We start from the raw sequence: 17,325 nt of genomic DNA, 5'->3' as shown, positions 1-17,325 counted from the left end.
TTCGCGAGCCCCGCCCCTCACCCCAGCCCTCTCCTCGCTCCTCAAAGCCGCGGCCATCCATGGCCGCTCCCCGCGTGCCCCAAAGGGGAGAGGGGGAAAGTGCGTGGTGCCCCATAGACTGCATCACGGCTCAGCGAAGTGGCTTTAAGTCCTCTTCGCGTCGGCGCGTGGCGGTATAGCGGCTCCGTTCGAGGTAGTAACAAGCGCATCACGGCTGGCCTCGGTCGTCCGACGCTCCTATCCCTCGTACTGCAATGAGCCTTGGCTCTGAAGGCCATTTTCTTTGGGTTACTTTTCTTTTGGGCCAGCAAAAGAAAAGTGACTCGAGCGCCGGCAGGGGATCGAAACGCCCGCCGCGTAGGCGGCATGCTCGCGGCAGCGGGGCTACCGAAGGCATAGCCCGCTTTCACAAGAGCAATAGACGTGCAGACCGGCGCGAAAGGCTGTCGCGCACAGGGTGCGCTCCTACAGGGGGGGCGGGGCGGGTTAACCCGCCGCCGTTTGCGTCTTCAGCGCGCGCTTGGCCGCGCGCTTCGCGCGACGCGCTTCCTTGCGGATCTTGCGATCATGATTCCACAGATAAATCGCCGGCGTGCTCAGCAACGTCAGCAACTGCGACACCAGCAGGCCGCCCACGATGGCCACGCCCAGCGGCTGGCGCATCTCCGAGCCGACGCCGAAGCCGATGGCCAGCGGCAGCGCCGCGCCCATCGCCACCAGGGTGGTCATGGTGATCGGGCGAAAGCGCACCAGCGCCGCTTCGCGAATCGCATCCGGCGGTGACAATCCTCGCTCGCGCTGCGCCACCAGCGCAAAGTCCACCATCAGGATCGCATTCTTCTTCACGATGCCGATCAGCATCAGGATCGCGATGATCGCCATCAGCGTGAGCTGCGTCTGCGTCACCAGCATGGCGAGGAACGCGCCCATGCCGGCGGCAGGCAGCGTGGAGAGGATGGTCAGCGGGTGGCCAAGACTCTCGTAGAGAATGCCAAGCACGATGTACATCGCCACGATCGCGCCGATCAGCAGCACCATGCCGTTGGACTTGGCCTGTTGCAGGCGCTGGTTCTGGCCGGTGAATTCGATGCGCACGCCTTCCGGCAAGCCGACCGCGATGCCCGCGTTCTCCACCAGCTTCACGCCGATGTCCTGGGTGATGTCCTTGGCCAGGTTGTAGCTGATGGTGGAGGCTTCCAGCTGGTTGTGATGGCGTATGCGCATCGGGCTCATGTTCGGCTCGATGTGCGCCAGCGCGGACAGCGGGATCATCTCGCCCTTCGCGTTGCGCACGCGGATGTTGAGCAGCGCATCCGGGCTCAGCGACGTGGCCGAACTGGAGGTGAGCACCACCCAGTACTGGTTGATGTCCGAATAGATCACCGACACCTGGCGTTGGCCGAAGGAGTTGAGCAGCGCGGTATCGACATCGCCCATGCTCACCAGCAGGCGGCTGGCCGATTCGCGATCCACCTTCAGCATCTGCTGCTTGCCGACGAGGTCGAAGTTGCTGCCGACGTCGCGCATTTCCTTCATCTTGCGCAACTGCTGCACCATCTTCAGCGTCCACGGCTGCAGGTCTTCGCCGTTGGTGCCGATCAGCTGGAATTCGTACTGCGCGCCCTTGTCGCCGCTGCCACCGCCGCCGAGGAACTGCATCGGGCTCAGCGAGACGCGCACGCCGGGCATGGCGTTGTATTGCTTGGACAGGCGATCGACCACCACCTTCACCGGATCATGGCGATCATTCGGGCCGCTGCCACGCGGCTTCAGGTCGACGAACATGGTGCCCATGTTGCCCACGGCGCCGTTGCCGTCGTTGCCGCCGAGAATGGTAAGCACGTCCAGCACGGCCGGGTCGTGTTCCATGATCTTGGCGACGTTCTGCACCTGCGTGGCCATCATGGTGGGCGAAATGTTGGCATCCGCGCGGATGTCGCCCTCGATCATGCCGATGTCTTCCTCCGGCATGAAATTGCCGCCGGCCGTGGCCACCACGCCCCAGCCGAGCGCGAACGTGAGGATCAGCAACAGCAGCGGCTGCCAACGCATCAGGCGGCGATGGTGCATGGCCCAGTCGAGCGCACGCTCATAGGCGCGGTGGAACTTGCGGTCGAAGCGCTCCATCGCCGCTTCCAAGCGCCCAGGCACGTGCTCGCCCGGTTCCTCATGCTTGAGAAGCCGGCCGCACAGCGCGGGCGTGAGCGTGAGCGAGACGATCGCCGAGATCACCACGGCTACCGCGAGCGTCACCGAGAACTCGCGCAGCAGCATGATCAGCATGTTGTTGCCGAACAGCAGCGGCGCGAACACCGCCACCAGCGACAGCGTGATCGATACCACGGTAAAGCCGATCTCGCGCACGCCGATCAGTGCGGCCTGCAACGGCGGCTCGCCCTTTTCCATGTGGCGCACGATGTTCTCGATCACCACGATGGCGTCGTCGACCACGAAGCCGATGCACAGCACCAGCGCCACCAGCGACAGCGTGTTGAGCGTATAACCCAGCGCGAGCATCACCACGAAGGCGCCGGCCAGCGACAGCGGCACGCTGAGCGACGCGATCAGGGTGGGGCGCAGGCGGCGCAGGAACACCAGCATCACCATCACCACCATCACGATACTGATCAGCAGCGCGACCTGGACTTCATGCAGCGCCGACTTGGTGGTCTGCGTGAGGTCGAAGATCGGCGTGATCTGCACGTCGGCCGGCATCCATGCGCGCAGCTCCGGCAGGCGCCTGCGGATCTCGTCCACCGTTTCGACCGCATTCGCCTCGGGGCGCTTGCTGATCTGCATCGCCACCGTGCTCTGGCTGTTGAACCAGGCGCCCTGGTAGATGTCCTGCTGGCCGCTGACCACCTTGGCCACATCGGACAGGCGCACCGGCGCGCCGTTCTTGGTGGCGACCAGCAGGTTGGCGAAGTCGGAGGCTTCGGTGAGCCCGTCATTGGCCGTGACGGTCATCTGCGTCTGGCCGTCGGTGAGAATGCCCTGCGGGGAGGTGACGTTGGCCGCGATCAGCGCATTGCGCACGTCGTTTGCCGTGAGGCCCTTCGCGGCGAGTGCGTTGATATCCAGCTCCACGCGCACGGCATGCGGTGTGCCACCGAACACCTGCACCTGCGCGACGCCCGGAATCTGCGCCACGGCGGGCTTCAGCAGCGTGTCGGTGAGGTCGTAGAGCTTGTCCTGCGGCAGGCCGGTCGAAGTCAGCGATACCAGCAGGATGGGGAACTGCGAGGTATCGAACTTGAAATACTGCGGCGGGCTCGGCATCACCGGAAGGTCGGCCTGCGCCGCATTGATGGCCGCCTGCACGTCGCGTGCGGCCTTGTCGGCGGTGCGGTCGAAGGTGAAACGCACCTGGATCGCCGCGCTGCCTTCGGTGGCGTTGCCGTACATGTCGTCGATGCCGGGAATGCGGCCGATGTGGCGCTCCAGCGGCGCCAGCACGGTGGACGCCATGGTCTGCGCACTCGCGCCCGGCATCTGCGCCACGATGTACACGCCCGGGAATTCCAGCGATGGCAACGCCGCCACACCCAGCAGCCGGTAGGCAAAGACGCCAGCCAGCAGCAATCCCAGCGCCAGCAGCGAGGTGCCCACAGGGCGTTTGATCAATGGAGCGAAGATGTTCACTGAGGTTTCCGTACCGGTAAGGGGCCGCGCTCACCCGCCACCCTGGCAGACCAGTAGCCAAGGCATACGTTCCGCGCAAGGCGGGCGTAAGGGGCCGTCATGCTTCCATATTGGACTGCGGGGGCGGGTCGAAAGAATGTGCCTGAAGTCGGTCCATGCCGAAAGGCATGGGGTGCCGATTTGCTTGTTTTTGGGCTCCGCAGAGGGCCTCCTGCCCAGCCCGCTCCCCTGTAGGAGCGCACCCTGTGCGCGACAGCCTTTTGCGGTGGGCTGCATGGCTGTGGCTTTTGTTTGAGCCCGGGTGTTGCCTTCGGTAGCTCCGCTTCTGCAAGAGTGCCGCCTACGCGGCGGGCGTTTCGATCCCCTGCCGGCGACGCGAAGCTAGTCCCGTGGGACGCTCGAGTCACTTTTCTTTTGCTGGCCCAAAAGAAAAGTAACCCAAAGAAAATGGCCTTGAGAGCCAAGGCTCATGGCAGTGCGTGGGATAGGAGCGTCGGACGACCGAGGCCAGCCGGGATGGGCTCGTTACTACCTCGAACGGAGCCGCTACACCGCCACGCGCCGAGGCGAAGAGGACTCAAGGCAACGTCGTTGAGCCGTGAGGGGATCTATTCGCGCCGCACCGCCGCCCTTTCTCCCTCTCCCCTCCGGGGAGAGGGCTGGGGTGAGGGGTGGGTGCTCGCGAAGTTCCTTCCTACCTCTGTAGGAGCGCACCCTGTGCGCGACCGTAACGTTGCAACGCACCTTGGCCTTGCGTCGTCGCGACCATCGCGAATCGAGGCAACCCTGCCAGTCCGCGGTCGCGCACAAGGTGCGCTCCCACAACGAACCGCAGCCACTGGTATCGCGATGCGATGTGCCGCGCAGCGGCACGAGCCTTCAACCAACCCCTGTGGGGCGGTGAGGGGTGGTCGATCAGGCCCCGCAGGGGTGCCCGACACGGATGTCGGGCACTTTTCGTCCGGGCAGGAGCCCGGTCGAAAAGCCCGGCCGCCCCTCACGGACTGGCTGGGCCGCAGGCCCGGCCAGCGCCACGCGGGGTGCCGTTCTCTTTGGTTACTTTCTCTTGGGCAAGCAAGAGAAAGTGACCCGGCCTCCGGCAGGAGGCCGGAAGCACGCCGCAGGCGAGCCCGGTCGCAGAAGCCCGGCAACGACAGCATCGGAAATCTTCATGCATCGAAACGACGAACATGCAGACCGGCGCGAAAGGCGGTCGCGCACTGGGTGCGCTCCTACAAGGGAACGAACGTCACGTGGGGAGGAAGTGACCCGGAAGCCCGCGGCCTCATGGGGACTCGCTTCGGTCGCAGGCGAGCCAGGTCGCGGAAGACGGCAACCAAGGCATCGCCAGCTGCGTGCCTGAAGAACGAATGCGCAGACCGGCGCGAAAGCGCTGTCGCGCACGGGGTGCGCTCCCACAAAGGGCTGGCGATGTTGGCTACGCCCTCGACAGCCACCGCATCAGTGAGCCCCACCCCCCAATCGGCTACCATTGCCAGATGAACGAACAGCCCCAAACCACCCACTTCGGCTTTCGCGACGTCCCCGTCGCCGAAAAGCAAAAGCTCGTCGGCCAGGTATTCACCTCCGTCGCCAGCAACTACGACCTGATGAACGACCTCATGTCGTTCGGCATCCATCGCCTGTGGAAGCGCCACTTCGTGGCGGTCAGCGGCGTGCGTCGTGGTGACCGGGTACTGGACCTGGCGGGCGGCACCGGCGACATCGCCGCGCTGTTGAAGCCGGTGGTGGGTGCCGAGGGCGAGATCGTGGTGGGCGACATCAATGCCGCGATGCTCGGCGTGGGGCGCGACCGGCTCACCGACCGCGGCCTGGTCTCGGGGCTGCGCTGGGCGCAGCTCAACGCGGAATGCCTGCCGTTCCCGGACAACAGCTTTGATGCCGTGACGATGGCCTTTGGCCTGCGCAACGTCACCGACAAGGACAAGGCGCTGGCGGACATCTGCCGCGTGCTCAAACCGGGCGGCCGCGCCCTGGTGCTGGAGTTCTCGCGCGTGCAGAGCGATCTGTTCAGCAAGCTCTACGACTTCCACTCGTTCAAGGTGCTGCCCAAGCTCGGCCAGCTGTTCGCCGGTGACGCCGACAGCTACCAGTACCTGGCCGAATCGATCCGCAAGCATCCGGACCAGGAAACGCTCAAGGGCATGATGGAACGCGCCGGCTTCGGTCGCGTGGACGTGCGCAACCTGAGCAACGGCATCGTCGCGATCCACCGCGGCTACAAGTTCTGATCATCCCTGCGGGCGGTTGGCGGCCGACTGGACAGCCTTCGCTGCTTTCCGGAGCATGACCGGGTCACCGCACCCAGGGAAGGCCATGAGCACGAACGCTTCGCAACTCGAACGACTGACGTTTTTCTCCGACGCCGTGTTCGCCATCGCGATCACGCTGCTGATCATCGAGGTCCATGTGCCACACCTCGATACATGGGACGACCAGGCGTACTGGCAGGCGCTGCTGGCGCTGCAGCCGAGCTTCATGGGCTTCATGCTGAGCTTCCTGGTGATCGGCGCGCTGTGGGTGGCGCATCACCGCGTGTTCGGCATGCTGGCCGATTACAGCCCGGGCATCATGTGGCCGAACATGCTGCTGCTGATGGTGGTGGCCTTCATGCCTTTCGCCACGGCGCTGATGAGTTCCAATGCGCTGGCTCGCGTGCCCGAGCTGTTCTACGCGAGCACCTTGCTGGCAGCCGGCCTGCTGCAGCGGATGTTGTTCGCGCGGGCTTTGCAGCCGCCCTTCGTCAGGCCAGGGATTTCACCGGAAGACATCGCCGCCACGCGCTGGCGATCGCTGGGCCTGCCGACCGCCGCGGCGATGTCTCTGGTGGCCGCTTGGTTCGTGCCGGGGTGGAACAATTTCCTGCTGCTGGGCATTCCCGTGCTGGTACGCGCGTATGCTGGCCTCGGTCGTCGGCGCGCGCTGCGCTTGCAGGTCGTGCCGGCGCAATCCTGAAGCCACGTTGGAAGCGCCCATGCCACGCTGCCGCCCGCTTGCCGCCTTCGGCTCCCTGCTGGGGTGGTTCGGGCTGGTGCTGCAGTTGTGGTACTCCATACGCATCATGCAGGCCAAGGGCGAGGATGCGCTCGCGGGCGTGTGGCTGTATCTGGGCTTCTACACCATCCTGACCAACATGCTGGTGGCGAAAGCGCTGGCGGCCGCCGCGCTCGGGCCGGGTCATGGGCCCGTGGTGCGCTTCTTCCTGCGCCCGGGTGTGCAGACGGCCATCGCGATGAGCATCGCCATCGTGAGCCTGATCTACAACCTGATGCTGCGCCAGCTGTGGCACCCGACCGGCGGTTTGCTGCTCGCCGACATGATCGTGCATGACATCATGCCGCCGCTGTACCTGCTTTACTGGTGGCTCGCCGTGCCCAAGCAGGCCCTGCGGTGGTCGCACGTGCTCGTGTGGCAGAGCTATCCTGCGGGTTATTTCTTGTACGTCATGCTGCGCGGCGCAGCGGACGGCTGGTATCCCTATCCGTTCCTTGACGTGAAGGCGCTCGGCTACGGGTACGTGCTGCTCAACGCCATCGTGGTGCTGATGGCTTTCATCGCCATCGCGCTCGTGCTGGTGGCGCTGGGTCGCTGGCAGGCTCGCCGCCAGCTCGCCGCGGCACTTCCCACGGCTTGATCAGGCGGTGCGGAAATCATCGATGAGCTCGCCGTAGCACAGGGTTTCCCGCTCGTACTTGTCTTCACGCCAGCTCTCCGCCAGCGATGCGTCGTACCAGCGGCGCATGGACGGCAGCGCCAGCAAACGCTCGACATAGGCGGCGGCCGGATCAGGCAATGCCAATCCGTAGGTCTGCACACGGAACGCCACCGGGGCGAAGAAGGCATCCACGGCCGTGAACGTGTTGCCGGCCAGGAACGGGCCGCCGAAGCGATCCAGGCCTTCGCACCAGAGCTCGCCGATGCGATCGATGTCGGCCTTCAATGCCGCGCCGATCTCGTGGAGGCGGATCCGGAGGCCGCAGATCATGCCGCACTGGCTGCGAAGCGCGGCAAAGCCCGAGTGCATTTCCGCCGACGCACTGCGTGCCCAGGCTCGCGCCACCCGGTCGGACGGCCAGACGGCTGGATGATCATCGGCGAGGTATTCGGCGATGGCCAGCGAATCCCACACCACGGCGTTGCCGTCGTGCAGGCACGGCACGCGGCCACTGGGTGAAAAGGTGCGGAACGTGTTTCCCGCGGGTCCTGCGCCAAACGGCACCAGGGCTTCCTCGAACGGAATGCCCAGCTCACTCATCAGTACCCAGGGGCGCAACGACCACGACGAGTAGCTCTTGTTGGCGATGTAGAGCGTGGGCACGGCCAGGCAGCCTCAGGTCAGGTGTCGAGGATCAGCAGCGTACCCCGACTGCCCTCCTCCACACTGTGCGGCACGCCCGGCGGCACGATGCACAGTTCGCCGGTGCCGACGCGCAAGGCCTGCCCGTCCAGCCGCAGGCGCAGCTCGCCCTCGATCACCAGCAGGCCTTCGGCATAGTCATGGCTTTCCTCCGGATAGGCGGCATCGTCCATGCGCAACACCTTCAGGCGGGCATCGCCGAACTGGGCAAGTACGCGCGATGACCATGCGTCGGGCAACTGGCTGGCGAGCCCGGCCAAATGATGGGGTTTCACGGCGTCAGCTCTGCTTGGCCGGCGTACCGACCCGTACCGGGGCCCCGCGACGGCGCGCATTGGCCAGCACCACGCCGCCCACGGTAATCGCGCCGCCCAGCAGGGTCAGCAAGGTCGGACGCTCGCCCAGCCACACCCAACCGATCAGCACCGCAATCGGCGGCGAAAAGTAGATGAAGCTGCTCACCTGCGAAGCCGATGCGCGGTGCAGGGCGGCATTCCAGGCGATGTAACCGACGAAAGTGGGCGCCATGCCCAGCCACAGCAGCGCGCCGATATGCGACGGGGGCGCGTTGGCCAGCGCATGCGGCAGGCCCAGCCCGAACGGCAGCGTACCCAGCGTGCCGGCGAAGAAGGTAAAGGCGGTGACGCCCAGCATGCCGCTGCGGGCAAAGTAGGGCTTCTGCCCCACGAAAAAGATGGCGCACGCCACCACGCTCACCAGCACCAGCGCGGCCATGGGCTCGATCTTCACGTCCTTGCCGCTGGTGAGGACCACCAGAATCACGCCGACGAGGGCAACCGCCAGGCCGGTGAGCGTGCGCGGCGACAGCCGTTCGCGCAGCCAGATCGCCGACAGCGCCGCCGTGGTCGCCGGCACCAGGGAAATCAGGATGGCGGCCGTACCGCTGGCTACCCGGGTTTCGGCCGTATTGAGGCACAAGTGGTACACGCTGAGGCCGATCACGCCCAGCATGGTCAGCGGCAGCCAGTCACGCCTGGCCGGCAGGGGTACCCGCTTTACCGCCAGCAGCACGGCAAAACAGAGCGAGCCGATGGCGAGGCGTGCCAGCGCCACCTCGCCGGGCGTGAAGGAGGCCAGCGCGTAGGCAATCGCGGCGTAGGCCGACGACCAGGTGACGAGGGCGACGCCGATATAGGCAAGGGCACGCCCGTCCAGGCGTTCCTGGATCTGCATGGGGAGGATTCCGGTGGAGGGAAACGTGCGCATCGTAAGGCGGACCATGCTGCGCATGAATGATGAATCAGCGTACGATGACGTTGTTTCGCCAACGATCAAAATGTCCATGAACGCAGCGACCTTTGAATCGAAACCTATTTGGGACGCCACCGATTGGTTGTTGTTGGAGGCCCTGCAACAGGACGCGCGGCTCGGCTACGCGGAGCTCGGGCGCAAGGTGAAGCTGTCGGCGCCAGCCGTGGCCGAGCGGGTGAAGCGGATGGAGGAAGCAGGCGTCATCGCCGGTTATCGGGCCGCGGTGAATCCGCGCAAGCTGGGTTACGAGATCGATGCGATGATCCGGCTGCGGTGCGACGGCGGTATCTGCGCACGCGTGGGCGTGCTGGTCGCTGATATTCCCGAGGTGCTCGACTGCCGCCGCCTGGCCGGCGAGGACTCCGCCCTGCTCCGCGTGGTGGCGATGTCCATCCCCCACCTGGAAGCGGTGCTCGACCGCCTGCTGAAGATCCACTCGAGCATCAGCACCACCACCCTGGTGGTCCTGCAGACGCCGCACGAGAACCGTCCGCTCACGCGAGCGATGTGGAACGCGGCGAGGACCTTTCTGGACGAGTGAGCGAGCTCCGCCGGCGGAACGCGGAGCCGACCACGCAACTTATGTGAATCTCATCACATATCCAAAAGCTGACCTCGTCGAGAGGCACAGTTATTGCCTTGCTTGTCGATGCAGGACATCGCCAGCCCGAGGTCGATCGGCGCGGCAAACTCAGGCCGCGCAACCTCTTGCGCAGGTAGCTGCGCTTCAATTGGGTTAGGATGTTGTGTGCTTTGGGGGGCAGGCCGACGACTCGGGGGGCCCCATTCTGTTCGGTCGGCAGGAGCGGCGATCGTGAAGGGACGCTCCATCCAGCGGGGGTTGGATATGCAAAAGGGAACAGGGATGGCGTTATGGCTGCGCCAGGCTGCGGTGGCTGCTGCCTACGCCGTGCTCGTCTCGCTCGCCCGAGAACTATCGTTCTCTCACTGGGTATTGCTGGCCGGATTGCACATGGCCGCGCTGCTGCTCGTGCCCTATCGCTACTGGGCAGCGCTTGTCGTGGGCGACATGGTGTCTCTGGGATACATCAGCGTCACCTGCCTCGACCAGCTCGGTCTGACCTGGTCGATCTGTAACGTGCTGCTGTCCAGCGCATGGATCACGCCCGTCGTATATGCGTGCCGCGAGTATTGGCGCGTGTTCCCCACGCGCACGACCATCAACATGGGCGTCCTTCTGTTCGGCGCCTTGCTCGTCGCCCTGGTCAAGACCGGCGGCAGTCTCCTGCTGGTATCAACCGCCAAGCTCCCTCCCGATTACCCCCCTTTGCACTACGGCTTTCTGGCTGGCCAGTGGCTGCTGGGCAGCTACGTGGGCATCCTGACAGTATTGCCTTTCGTGCTGGTCATCCGCGAGGTTCTGCAGGAGAGCAGTTGGCGACAACTGGGCACCCGCTTCATCAAGAGCCACCTCGCCCTTGAGTGCGTCTTCGTCTTGATCCCGACGCTTGCCTTCCTGATCGCGCTGGGACTCAACGCGTCATCTACCGCCAATACGCGTCAGCTCGCTCAAATGATGATGTTCCTGCCGGTGCTGTGGCTGACGCTGCGCTACGGCTGGCAGGGCGCGGCCGTGGGCGGGACGCTGGCAAGCCTGGCAGTCGTGGCCCTGATGCCGCGCCTGTTCGACCACGATACGTTGAACGCACAGGTGTTCATCGCCTTCATCATCTCCACCATGCTGATTGTCGGTGCACGCATTGGCGCGCTGAATCAGCAGGCCCAGCAGGAACGCACCGATTTGCGCTTGGCACTGGCCCTGGCCCAACGCAACGTACACATGGGCGAAGTGCAGTTGCATATGACCTCGCAGGCATTGGAGCAGGTCCGCGAGTCCGTACACTCGGTCTACAACATGATGCTGGGCCGGCTGCGAAACGTTGCGCCAGTCATCGACGACCGTAGCTATCGTCGCCAAGCCCTGGTGGCCCAGGACCAGCTCTACCGCCTTGCCGACAGCTTGTGCCCAGTAACCCGCGAGCGTGGCCTTCCGGCCGTCCTGCGTGAAGGTCCCATCGCGCGCGTGCTCGAGGAATCAGGCATGTCGTACTGGTGCGACCTGCGCGGTCCGGTGAGCCTGCTGTCCGGAACCATCCAACTGGCCATCTATCGGTTGGTTTGCGAAGCCGTCGCGGATGGTTGCGCGCGCCGCGACATCAGCGACATCCGCGTTCAAGTGCGTTGCGGGCATCGGAATGAGCGCCGCTGGACCGTGGTGAGGGTGAACCTCAGCGCGCACGCAGGTCGTTTGAGCGACGTGCGCTGGGACGAATTGCTGCCTCGCGTACTGCGTACGGCCACTGGCTTGGGCTGGCCGGCCATCGAAGATCGCGCGGCGACCTTCGAAGGACGGGCCCGCGAACACCTGATCACCAACGGGCGTTGCATCAGCGTATTGCTGTACGACCCCGAGCAACCCTAGCAGCTTCAACGCTGCCAGGGTTCCATCAGCCGAGCAATTACTGAGCGCGGGTGCTGCACTGAATCGGGTCGCACGTCGACGTCGCCATCAGCTGCACGGTGCCGTCGGTCTGCGGGGTAGCGGTGACCTGGACGGAGGTGTCGTTGTACACCGTGGTCGGCGCGGTCGCCGGCTGGGCGGTCGGGGCAACGGCAGAGGGCTGCTGCGGGGTCGACACCAGCTGCGAGAAGGCGCCGATCGGCAGAGTGATGAACTGGCCGTTCGAGGTGCCCACGGCGCCGATCACATTGCCGTTGGCGTCATTCACCTGGATGTACTTCACCCCGCCCATCGTGAAGACGTAGGCGTGCCAGTTCGGGCTCGGGCTTACATCCGTGGTGTTCGGCCACGCCTGGCCAAGGCCGGAAGCCGCCGGCTGTGCAGCCAGGGCCGGGCCCGCGGCGCCGGCAAAGAGCAACGCCGCAAGCGCGACACTACGCAGACGTGTGTTTGACATGGTCATTCCCCTTTCTCGATTTTTGGCGGTAACGCCCTCGTGGCGCCTCGGGACTGTAGCACCAGGCCGCGTCCCGTTATGGAATATGGCCCTGAATCTGGCCACTTAATGCGCACGGCCGCACGGATGCCGCGCGGCGCCCGCGGCCCGACCAGTACTTTTGTCACGGTCGCCCCGCGACGGCGTTACGCATACTCCCAGGCCAGTTATATCGATTCAGCCGCCATCCGGGGAGCACCATGCGTCGCCTCATGTCCCTGCTGCTTGCCAGCAGCGTTGCCTTTTCGCCCTGTTATCCGTTGCTGGCCAAGGACGCGCCGACCGACAAGAAGGAGGCCGGCAAAGATGAGGACGTCAAGGCTCCCACCACCGAAAACGCGGTACGCACGAAGCACAGCGTGACCGTCGGCGGCCGCTCGGTGGCTTACACCGCCACGGCAGGCAACCTGATCATCCGCGACGAGAAGGGCGAGCCGCAGGCCAGCGTGTTCTACGTGGCCTACACCGTGGACACCGGCAAGCCGGAAAAGCGCCCCGTCACCTTCCTCTACAACGGCGGCCCGGGCTCCTCCAGCATGTGGCTGCACATGGGCTCGTTCGGCCCGGTGCGCATCGAGACCGCCAGCCCCGCGGCCACCGACCCCGCCCCGTACAAGCTGGTGCCCAACAGCGACAGCCTGCTGGACAAGACCGACCTGGTCTTCATCGATGCGGTGGGCGCCGGCTACTCGCGGCCGGTGGGCAAGGCCGAAGGCAAGGATTTCTGGGGCGTTGACCAGGACGTGTCGGCCTTCAGCCGCGCCATCCAGCGCTACGTGACGATCAACAACCGCTGGAACTCGCCCAAATTCCTTTATGGCGAGAGCTACGGCACCACGCGCTCGGGCGCGCTGGTGGACGCGCTGCAGGACAAGGGCATGGCCTTCAACGGCGTGATCCTGATGTCCTCGATCCTCAACTACGGCGTGCGCATGCCGGGTTACGACGAGATGTACATCGGCTACGTGCCCAGCTACGCCGCTGCCGCGTGGTACCACAACAAGCTCGCCAACAAGCCGGCCGATCTCAAGACCTACCTCGACCAGGTGCGCGCGTTTGCGCGTGGCCCCTATGCGACGGCGCTGGCCAAGGGCCAGGATCTCCCGGCCGGGGAAGCCGATGCCCTGGCGCGCCAGCTCGCCGCGTTCACCGGCCTTTCGCCGCAGTACGTGAAGGAAGCGAACCTGCGCATCGAACCGGCGCGCTTCCGCAAGGAGCTGCTGCGCAACGAACGCCGCACCATCGGCCGCTTCGACGCGCGCTTCGAAGGCGTGGACGAGGATGCCGCCGGCGAGGTGCCAGGCTACGACGCCTCCGATACCGGCATCAGCGGCGCCTTCATCACCGCGTTCCACGACTACATCAGCGCCCAGCTCAACTACCACTCCGACCTGGACTATCGCCCCACCTTCGGCGACATCGGCAAGGACTGGGACTGGAAACACCAGGCCGCCGGCATCAAGCGCCCGCTGCAGACCGCGTACGTGGCCGGCGACCTCGCGCATGCCATCCGTACCAATCCGCACCTGCAGGTGCTGTCGGTGAACGGCTACTACGATTTCGCCACGCCGTTCTTCATCACCGAGTACGACCTCTCGCACATGAACCTGGAGCCGTCGCTGCGCGGCAATGTGCACTTCCTGTACTACCCCTCGGGTCACATGGTCTATCTCAATACCGAGGCGTTGCGGCAGCTCAAGGGTGACCTGGCCCGCTACTACGACGACACCAACCACTCCTGATTCCACGCCGTACCGGAGATGCCTTCCATGCGCCACATGCCACTCGCCTCGCTCGCCCTCGCCACGCTGCTGGCCCTGGGCAGCCTGCCGCTGCACGCCGCCGATGAGACCAAGGACGCGCCCAAGGCGCAGTCGGACAAGGGTGACAAAGACAAGGACAAGAGCGACAAGTCCGACGAACAGCCCACGCCGGCCGATCGCACCGTGGTGACCAGGCACAGCGTGCGAGTGGGCAACCGCAGCATCAGTTACCAGGCTACCGCCGGCCGCATGCTGATCCGCGACGACAAGGGCAAGCCGACGGTGAGCTTCTTCTACGTCGCCTACACCGCCGACGGCGGCAAGGGTGGCAAGCGCCCGGTGACTTTCTTCTACAACGGCGGGCCGGGTTCGTCGTCGATGTGGCTGCACATGGGCTCGTACGGCCCGGTACGCGTGGCGAACGACGGCGACAAGCCGATCCCGCCGGCACCGTATCGCTTCGTGCCCAACGAATACAGCCTGCTCGACAAGAGTGACCTGGTCTTCATCGACGCGCCGGGCACGGGCTACTCGCAGCTGGTCGGCAAGACCGAAGGCAAGGACGTGTGGGGCGTGGACCAGGATGCCGATGCGTTCACCCGCTTCATCTCCCGCTGGGTGAGCACCAACAACCGCTGGAACTCGCCCAAGTTCCTGTTCGGCGAAAGCTACGGCACCACGCGCTCGGCGGTGCTGGTGAAGTCGCTGCAGGAAAAGGGCATGGAGTTCAACGGCGTGGTGCTGATGTCGTCCATCCTCGACTTCACCGTGGCCGCGCCCGGCATCGATCACGGTTACATCGTGAACCTGCCCACCGAGGCGGCGATCGCGTGGTACCACAACAAGGTGCCGAACAAGCCGGCCGACATCGGCGCGTTCCTCGCCGAGGTGCGTCGCTTTGCTTCGGGCGAGTACACGCTGGCGTTGTCCAAGGGCGATGGCATCGACCCTGCCGAAGCCGATCGCGTCGCCAACCAGATGAGCCGTTATCTCGGCCTTTCCCCGCAATACATCAAGGAAGCGAACCTGCGCGTCGGCCCCAGCCGCTTCCGCAAGGAGCTGCTGCGTGACCAGCGAGTGACCGTCGGACGTCTGGATGGCCGTTTCCAGGGCATCGATCCGGATGCCGCCGGCGAAACGCCCGACGGGGATACCGCCAGCGACGCCATCACCGGCGCGTTCGTGGCGACGTTCAACCAGTACGTGGCCACCGAGCTGAAGTTCACCGAGGATCGCCCCTACCTGCCCAACAACTATGCCGCCATCGGCAAGAACTGGGACTGGAAGCGCAAGAAGAACGGCGGCTGGCTGCAGGCCACCTACGTGGGTGACGACCTGGGCGACGCGATGCGCCGCAACCCGCACCTGAAAGTGTTCTCGGCCAACGGTTACTACGACCTCGCCACGCCGTTCTATGCCACCGAGTTCGATCTCTCGCACCTGGGCCTGGAACCGGCGGAGCGCAAGAACATCACCTACGGCTTCTATCCGTCGGGCCACATGATCTACATCGACCAGCAGTCGCTGCAGCAGAGCAAGGCGGACCTGTCGCGCTTCTACGACGACGCGGCGCCGTGAGCCGGCAACCGCCCTTCGACGACGCGGACGAACAACCGCAGGACCCGTCGCGACGCCGCCTATTGGGCGGCCTCGCGGCGGCAGGCGCCGCGCTCGCCGTCGGCGGTGCGCCGACCGTGGCCGGCGCCGCAAACAAGGCCGCCATCGGCAGTACCCCGCTGGATGCCGCGCTGCGCCAACACATCCAGCGCGTGGTGGTGATCTACGCCGAGAACCGCAGCTTCAACAACCTGTTCGCCAATTTTCCGGGCGTCGAGAAGCCGCTGGGCGCGCTGAAGCCGGCCGACTACCAGCAGCGCGATCGCGACGGCGCGCTGCTGAAGACGCTGCCACCGGTATGGCACGGCCTGGCGCCGCACAAGCAGGTGGTGAACCACCGCAGCTACCAGGTGATGGAAAACGACCTGAAGGGCCTGCCGAACGCACCGTGGGCATTGCGCACCGGCGATGGCGAGCCGCTGCCGCACGGCGTGGTGACGCGCGACCTGGTGCATCGCTTCTACGAGAACCAGCGGCAGATCAATAGCGGTCGCAACGACGGATTCGTCGCCTGGGGCGACACCGGCGCGATGGTCATGGGCTATTACGACGACAGCGCGGCGAACCTGCGCCTGTGGCAGCTCGCGCGCCAGTACACGTTGTGCGACAACTTCTTCATGGGCGCGTTCGGCGGCTCGTTCCTCAACCACCAATACCTCGTGGCGGCACAACCGCCGTATTACCCGGGCGCGGACCAGAGCCCCGCGCGTTTCAACATCGCCGTGACCGAGAGCGGCGAAACCACCGACATCCGCCTCAAGCTCGCCGAGGATTCCCCGCGCAGCGCGATGGACGGCAAGCCGAAGTTCGCTTCGCACAGCTCGCTCACGCCGGACTTCTACGCGGTGAACACGATGTCGCCGCCGTACGCGCCAAGCGCGACGCAATCGGGTCGCGATGCGCTGCTGGCCGACGAGGACAGCCCCAATACCTTGCCGGCCCAGGAGCACAAGACGATCGGCGACGTGCTTTCCGCCGCGGGCGTCGAGTGGGCCTGGTACGCCGGTGCGTGGCAGCTGGCGCTCGAGGGCAAGGGTGACGGCGACGAGAAGCAGTTTCCGCAGCGGCCGAATTTCCAGTACCACCACCAGCCGCTCAACTACTTCAAGAGTTTCGCTCCGGGCACCGAGGCACGCGCGAAGCACCTGCGCGATGCGGGCGTGGGCGAGACGGCGCAGACCAACCATTTCCTCGCGGACATCGCGGCGGACAAGCTGCCGGCGGTGAGCTTCTACAAACCGCAGGGCGATCTCAACATGCACGCGGGCTACTCCGACGTGGACGCGGGCGACCGGCACATCATGGCCATCGTCGACGCGCTGCAGAAATCGCCGGCGTGGCCGCACACGCTGGTGATCATCACGGTGGACGAGAACGGCGGCTGGTGGGACCACGTGGCGCCACCCAAGGGCGATCGCTGGGGGCCGGGCTCGCGCATTCCGGCGATCATCGTGTCGCCCTTCGCAAAGAAAGGGCACGTGGACCACACGATCTACGACACCGGCTCCATCGCGCGTTTCCTCACGCGGCGCTTCGGGCTGGAGAAGCTGCCGGGCCTGGCGCTGCGCGAGCAGGCGATGGTGGCGGCGGGCGGGCCGGCGCCGGGGGATTTGACCAACGCCTTGGTGTTTGAGGCCTGAGGCGGGATTGATAGCGCACTGGGTGCGCTATCACT

At 65.4% G+C, this 17,325-nt stretch carries 13 protein-coding genes; 8 read left to right on the top strand and 5 right to left on the bottom strand.

All coding sequences use genetic code 11. The features are described 5' to 3' along the window. Positions 1 to 486: 486 nt before the first annotated feature. Positions 487 to 3,642, bottom strand: coding sequence for an efflux RND transporter permease subunit (locus tag JMF82_RS19530; protein ID WP_201316200.1), 3,156 nt, complete (start codon positions 3,640 to 3,642; stop codon positions 487 to 489). A gap of 1,499 nt (positions 3,643 to 5,141) precedes the next feature. Between JMF82_RS19530 and ubiE the strand changes: the two genes are divergently transcribed. The 3 genes from ubiE (at position 5,142) to JMF82_RS19515 (ending at position 7,297) form a co-directional block, all read left to right on the top strand. Further along, positions 5,142 to 5,894 (top strand): bifunctional demethylmenaquinone methyltransferase/2-methoxy-6-polyprenyl-1,4-benzoquinol methylase UbiE, encoded by a 753-nt coding sequence (ubiE, locus tag JMF82_RS19525; protein ID WP_201316199.1) that lies wholly within the window; start codon positions 5,142 to 5,144, stop codon positions 5,892 to 5,894. 85 nt (positions 5,895 to 5,979) lie between these two features. Continuing rightward, the gene (locus JMF82_RS19520) at positions 5,980 to 6,618 is read left to right on the top strand and encodes a TMEM175 family protein (protein ID WP_201316198.1); all 639 of its coding nucleotides are present in this window, start codon (positions 5,980 to 5,982) and stop codon (positions 6,616 to 6,618) included. A gap of 19 nt (positions 6,619 to 6,637) precedes the next feature. Continuing rightward, a complete protein-coding gene (locus tag JMF82_RS19515; protein ID WP_201316197.1) occupies positions 6,638 to 7,297 on the top strand; it encodes a Pr6Pr family membrane protein in 660 nt (219 codons plus the stop codon). On the opposite strand, the gene JMF82_RS19510 is transcribed toward JMF82_RS19515, so the two are convergent. Genes JMF82_RS19510 through JMF82_RS19500 form a run of 3 tightly spaced genes read right to left on the bottom strand, consistent with a single transcriptional unit; the run spans position 7,298 to position 9,214 of the window. After that, positions 7,298 to 7,981 carry a glutathione S-transferase family protein gene (locus JMF82_RS19510; protein ID WP_201316196.1) on the bottom strand — a complete coding sequence of 228 codons (684 nt, stop codon included), beginning with the start codon at positions 7,979 to 7,981 and terminating at the stop codon, positions 7,298 to 7,300. It abuts the gene before it with no gap. Between the two features lie 17 nt (positions 7,982 to 7,998). Beyond that, a complete protein-coding gene (locus JMF82_RS19505) occupies positions 7,999 to 8,295 on the bottom strand; it encodes a cupin domain-containing protein (protein WP_236585591.1) in 297 nt (98 codons plus the stop codon). 4 nt (positions 8,296 to 8,299) lie between these two features. Next, a complete protein-coding gene (locus JMF82_RS19500; protein ID WP_201316194.1) occupies positions 8,300 to 9,214 on the bottom strand; it encodes an EamA family transporter in 915 nt (304 codons plus the stop codon). A gap of 109 nt (positions 9,215 to 9,323) precedes the next feature. Between JMF82_RS19500 and JMF82_RS19495 the strand changes: the two genes are divergently transcribed. Both JMF82_RS19495 and JMF82_RS19490 read left to right on the top strand, forming a co-directional pair. Further along, positions 9,324 to 9,833, top strand: a complete 510-nt coding sequence (locus JMF82_RS19495) for an Lrp/AsnC family transcriptional regulator (protein WP_201316193.1) — start codon at positions 9,324 to 9,326, stop codon at positions 9,831 to 9,833. A 273-nt stretch (positions 9,834 to 10,106) separates the two neighbouring features. Further along, positions 10,107 to 11,735, top strand: coding sequence for an MASE1 domain-containing protein (locus JMF82_RS19490; RefSeq protein ID WP_236585590.1), 1,629 nt, complete (start codon positions 10,107 to 10,109; stop codon positions 11,733 to 11,735). A gap of 37 nt (positions 11,736 to 11,772) precedes the next feature. Here JMF82_RS19490 and JMF82_RS19485 read toward each other — a convergent pair whose 3' ends face one another. Next, positions 11,773 to 12,231, bottom strand: a complete 459-nt coding sequence (locus JMF82_RS19485) for a hypothetical protein (protein ID WP_236585589.1) — start codon at positions 12,229 to 12,231, stop codon at positions 11,773 to 11,775. Positions 12,232 to 12,470: 239 nt separating this feature from the next. Between JMF82_RS19485 and JMF82_RS19480 the strand changes: the two genes are divergently transcribed. Genes JMF82_RS19480 through acpA form a run of 3 tightly spaced genes read left to right on the top strand, consistent with a single transcriptional unit; the run spans position 12,471 to position 17,290 of the window. After that, positions 12,471 to 14,012, top strand: a complete 1,542-nt coding sequence (locus tag JMF82_RS19480) for a peptidase S10 (protein WP_201316191.1) — start codon at positions 12,471 to 12,473, stop codon at positions 14,010 to 14,012. A gap of 27 nt (positions 14,013 to 14,039) precedes the next feature. After that, entirely contained in the window at positions 14,040 to 15,611 is a 1,572-nt protein-coding gene (locus JMF82_RS19475) for a peptidase S10 (RefSeq protein WP_201316190.1), read from the top strand. Then, a complete protein-coding gene (gene acpA / locus JMF82_RS19470) occupies positions 15,608 to 17,290 on the top strand; it encodes an acid phosphatase (protein ID WP_201316189.1) in 1,683 nt (560 codons plus the stop codon). The genes JMF82_RS19475 and acpA overlap by 4 nt, the downstream gene beginning before the upstream one ends. Positions 17,291 to 17,325 lie beyond the last annotated feature (35 nt).

This window comes from Dyella sp. EPa41 (genome assembly GCF_016586165.1).
Classification (GTDB): Bacteria; Pseudomonadota; Gammaproteobacteria; order Xanthomonadales; family Rhodanobacteraceae; genus Dyella.
This window is presented reverse-complemented; position numbering and strand designations above follow the sequence as displayed.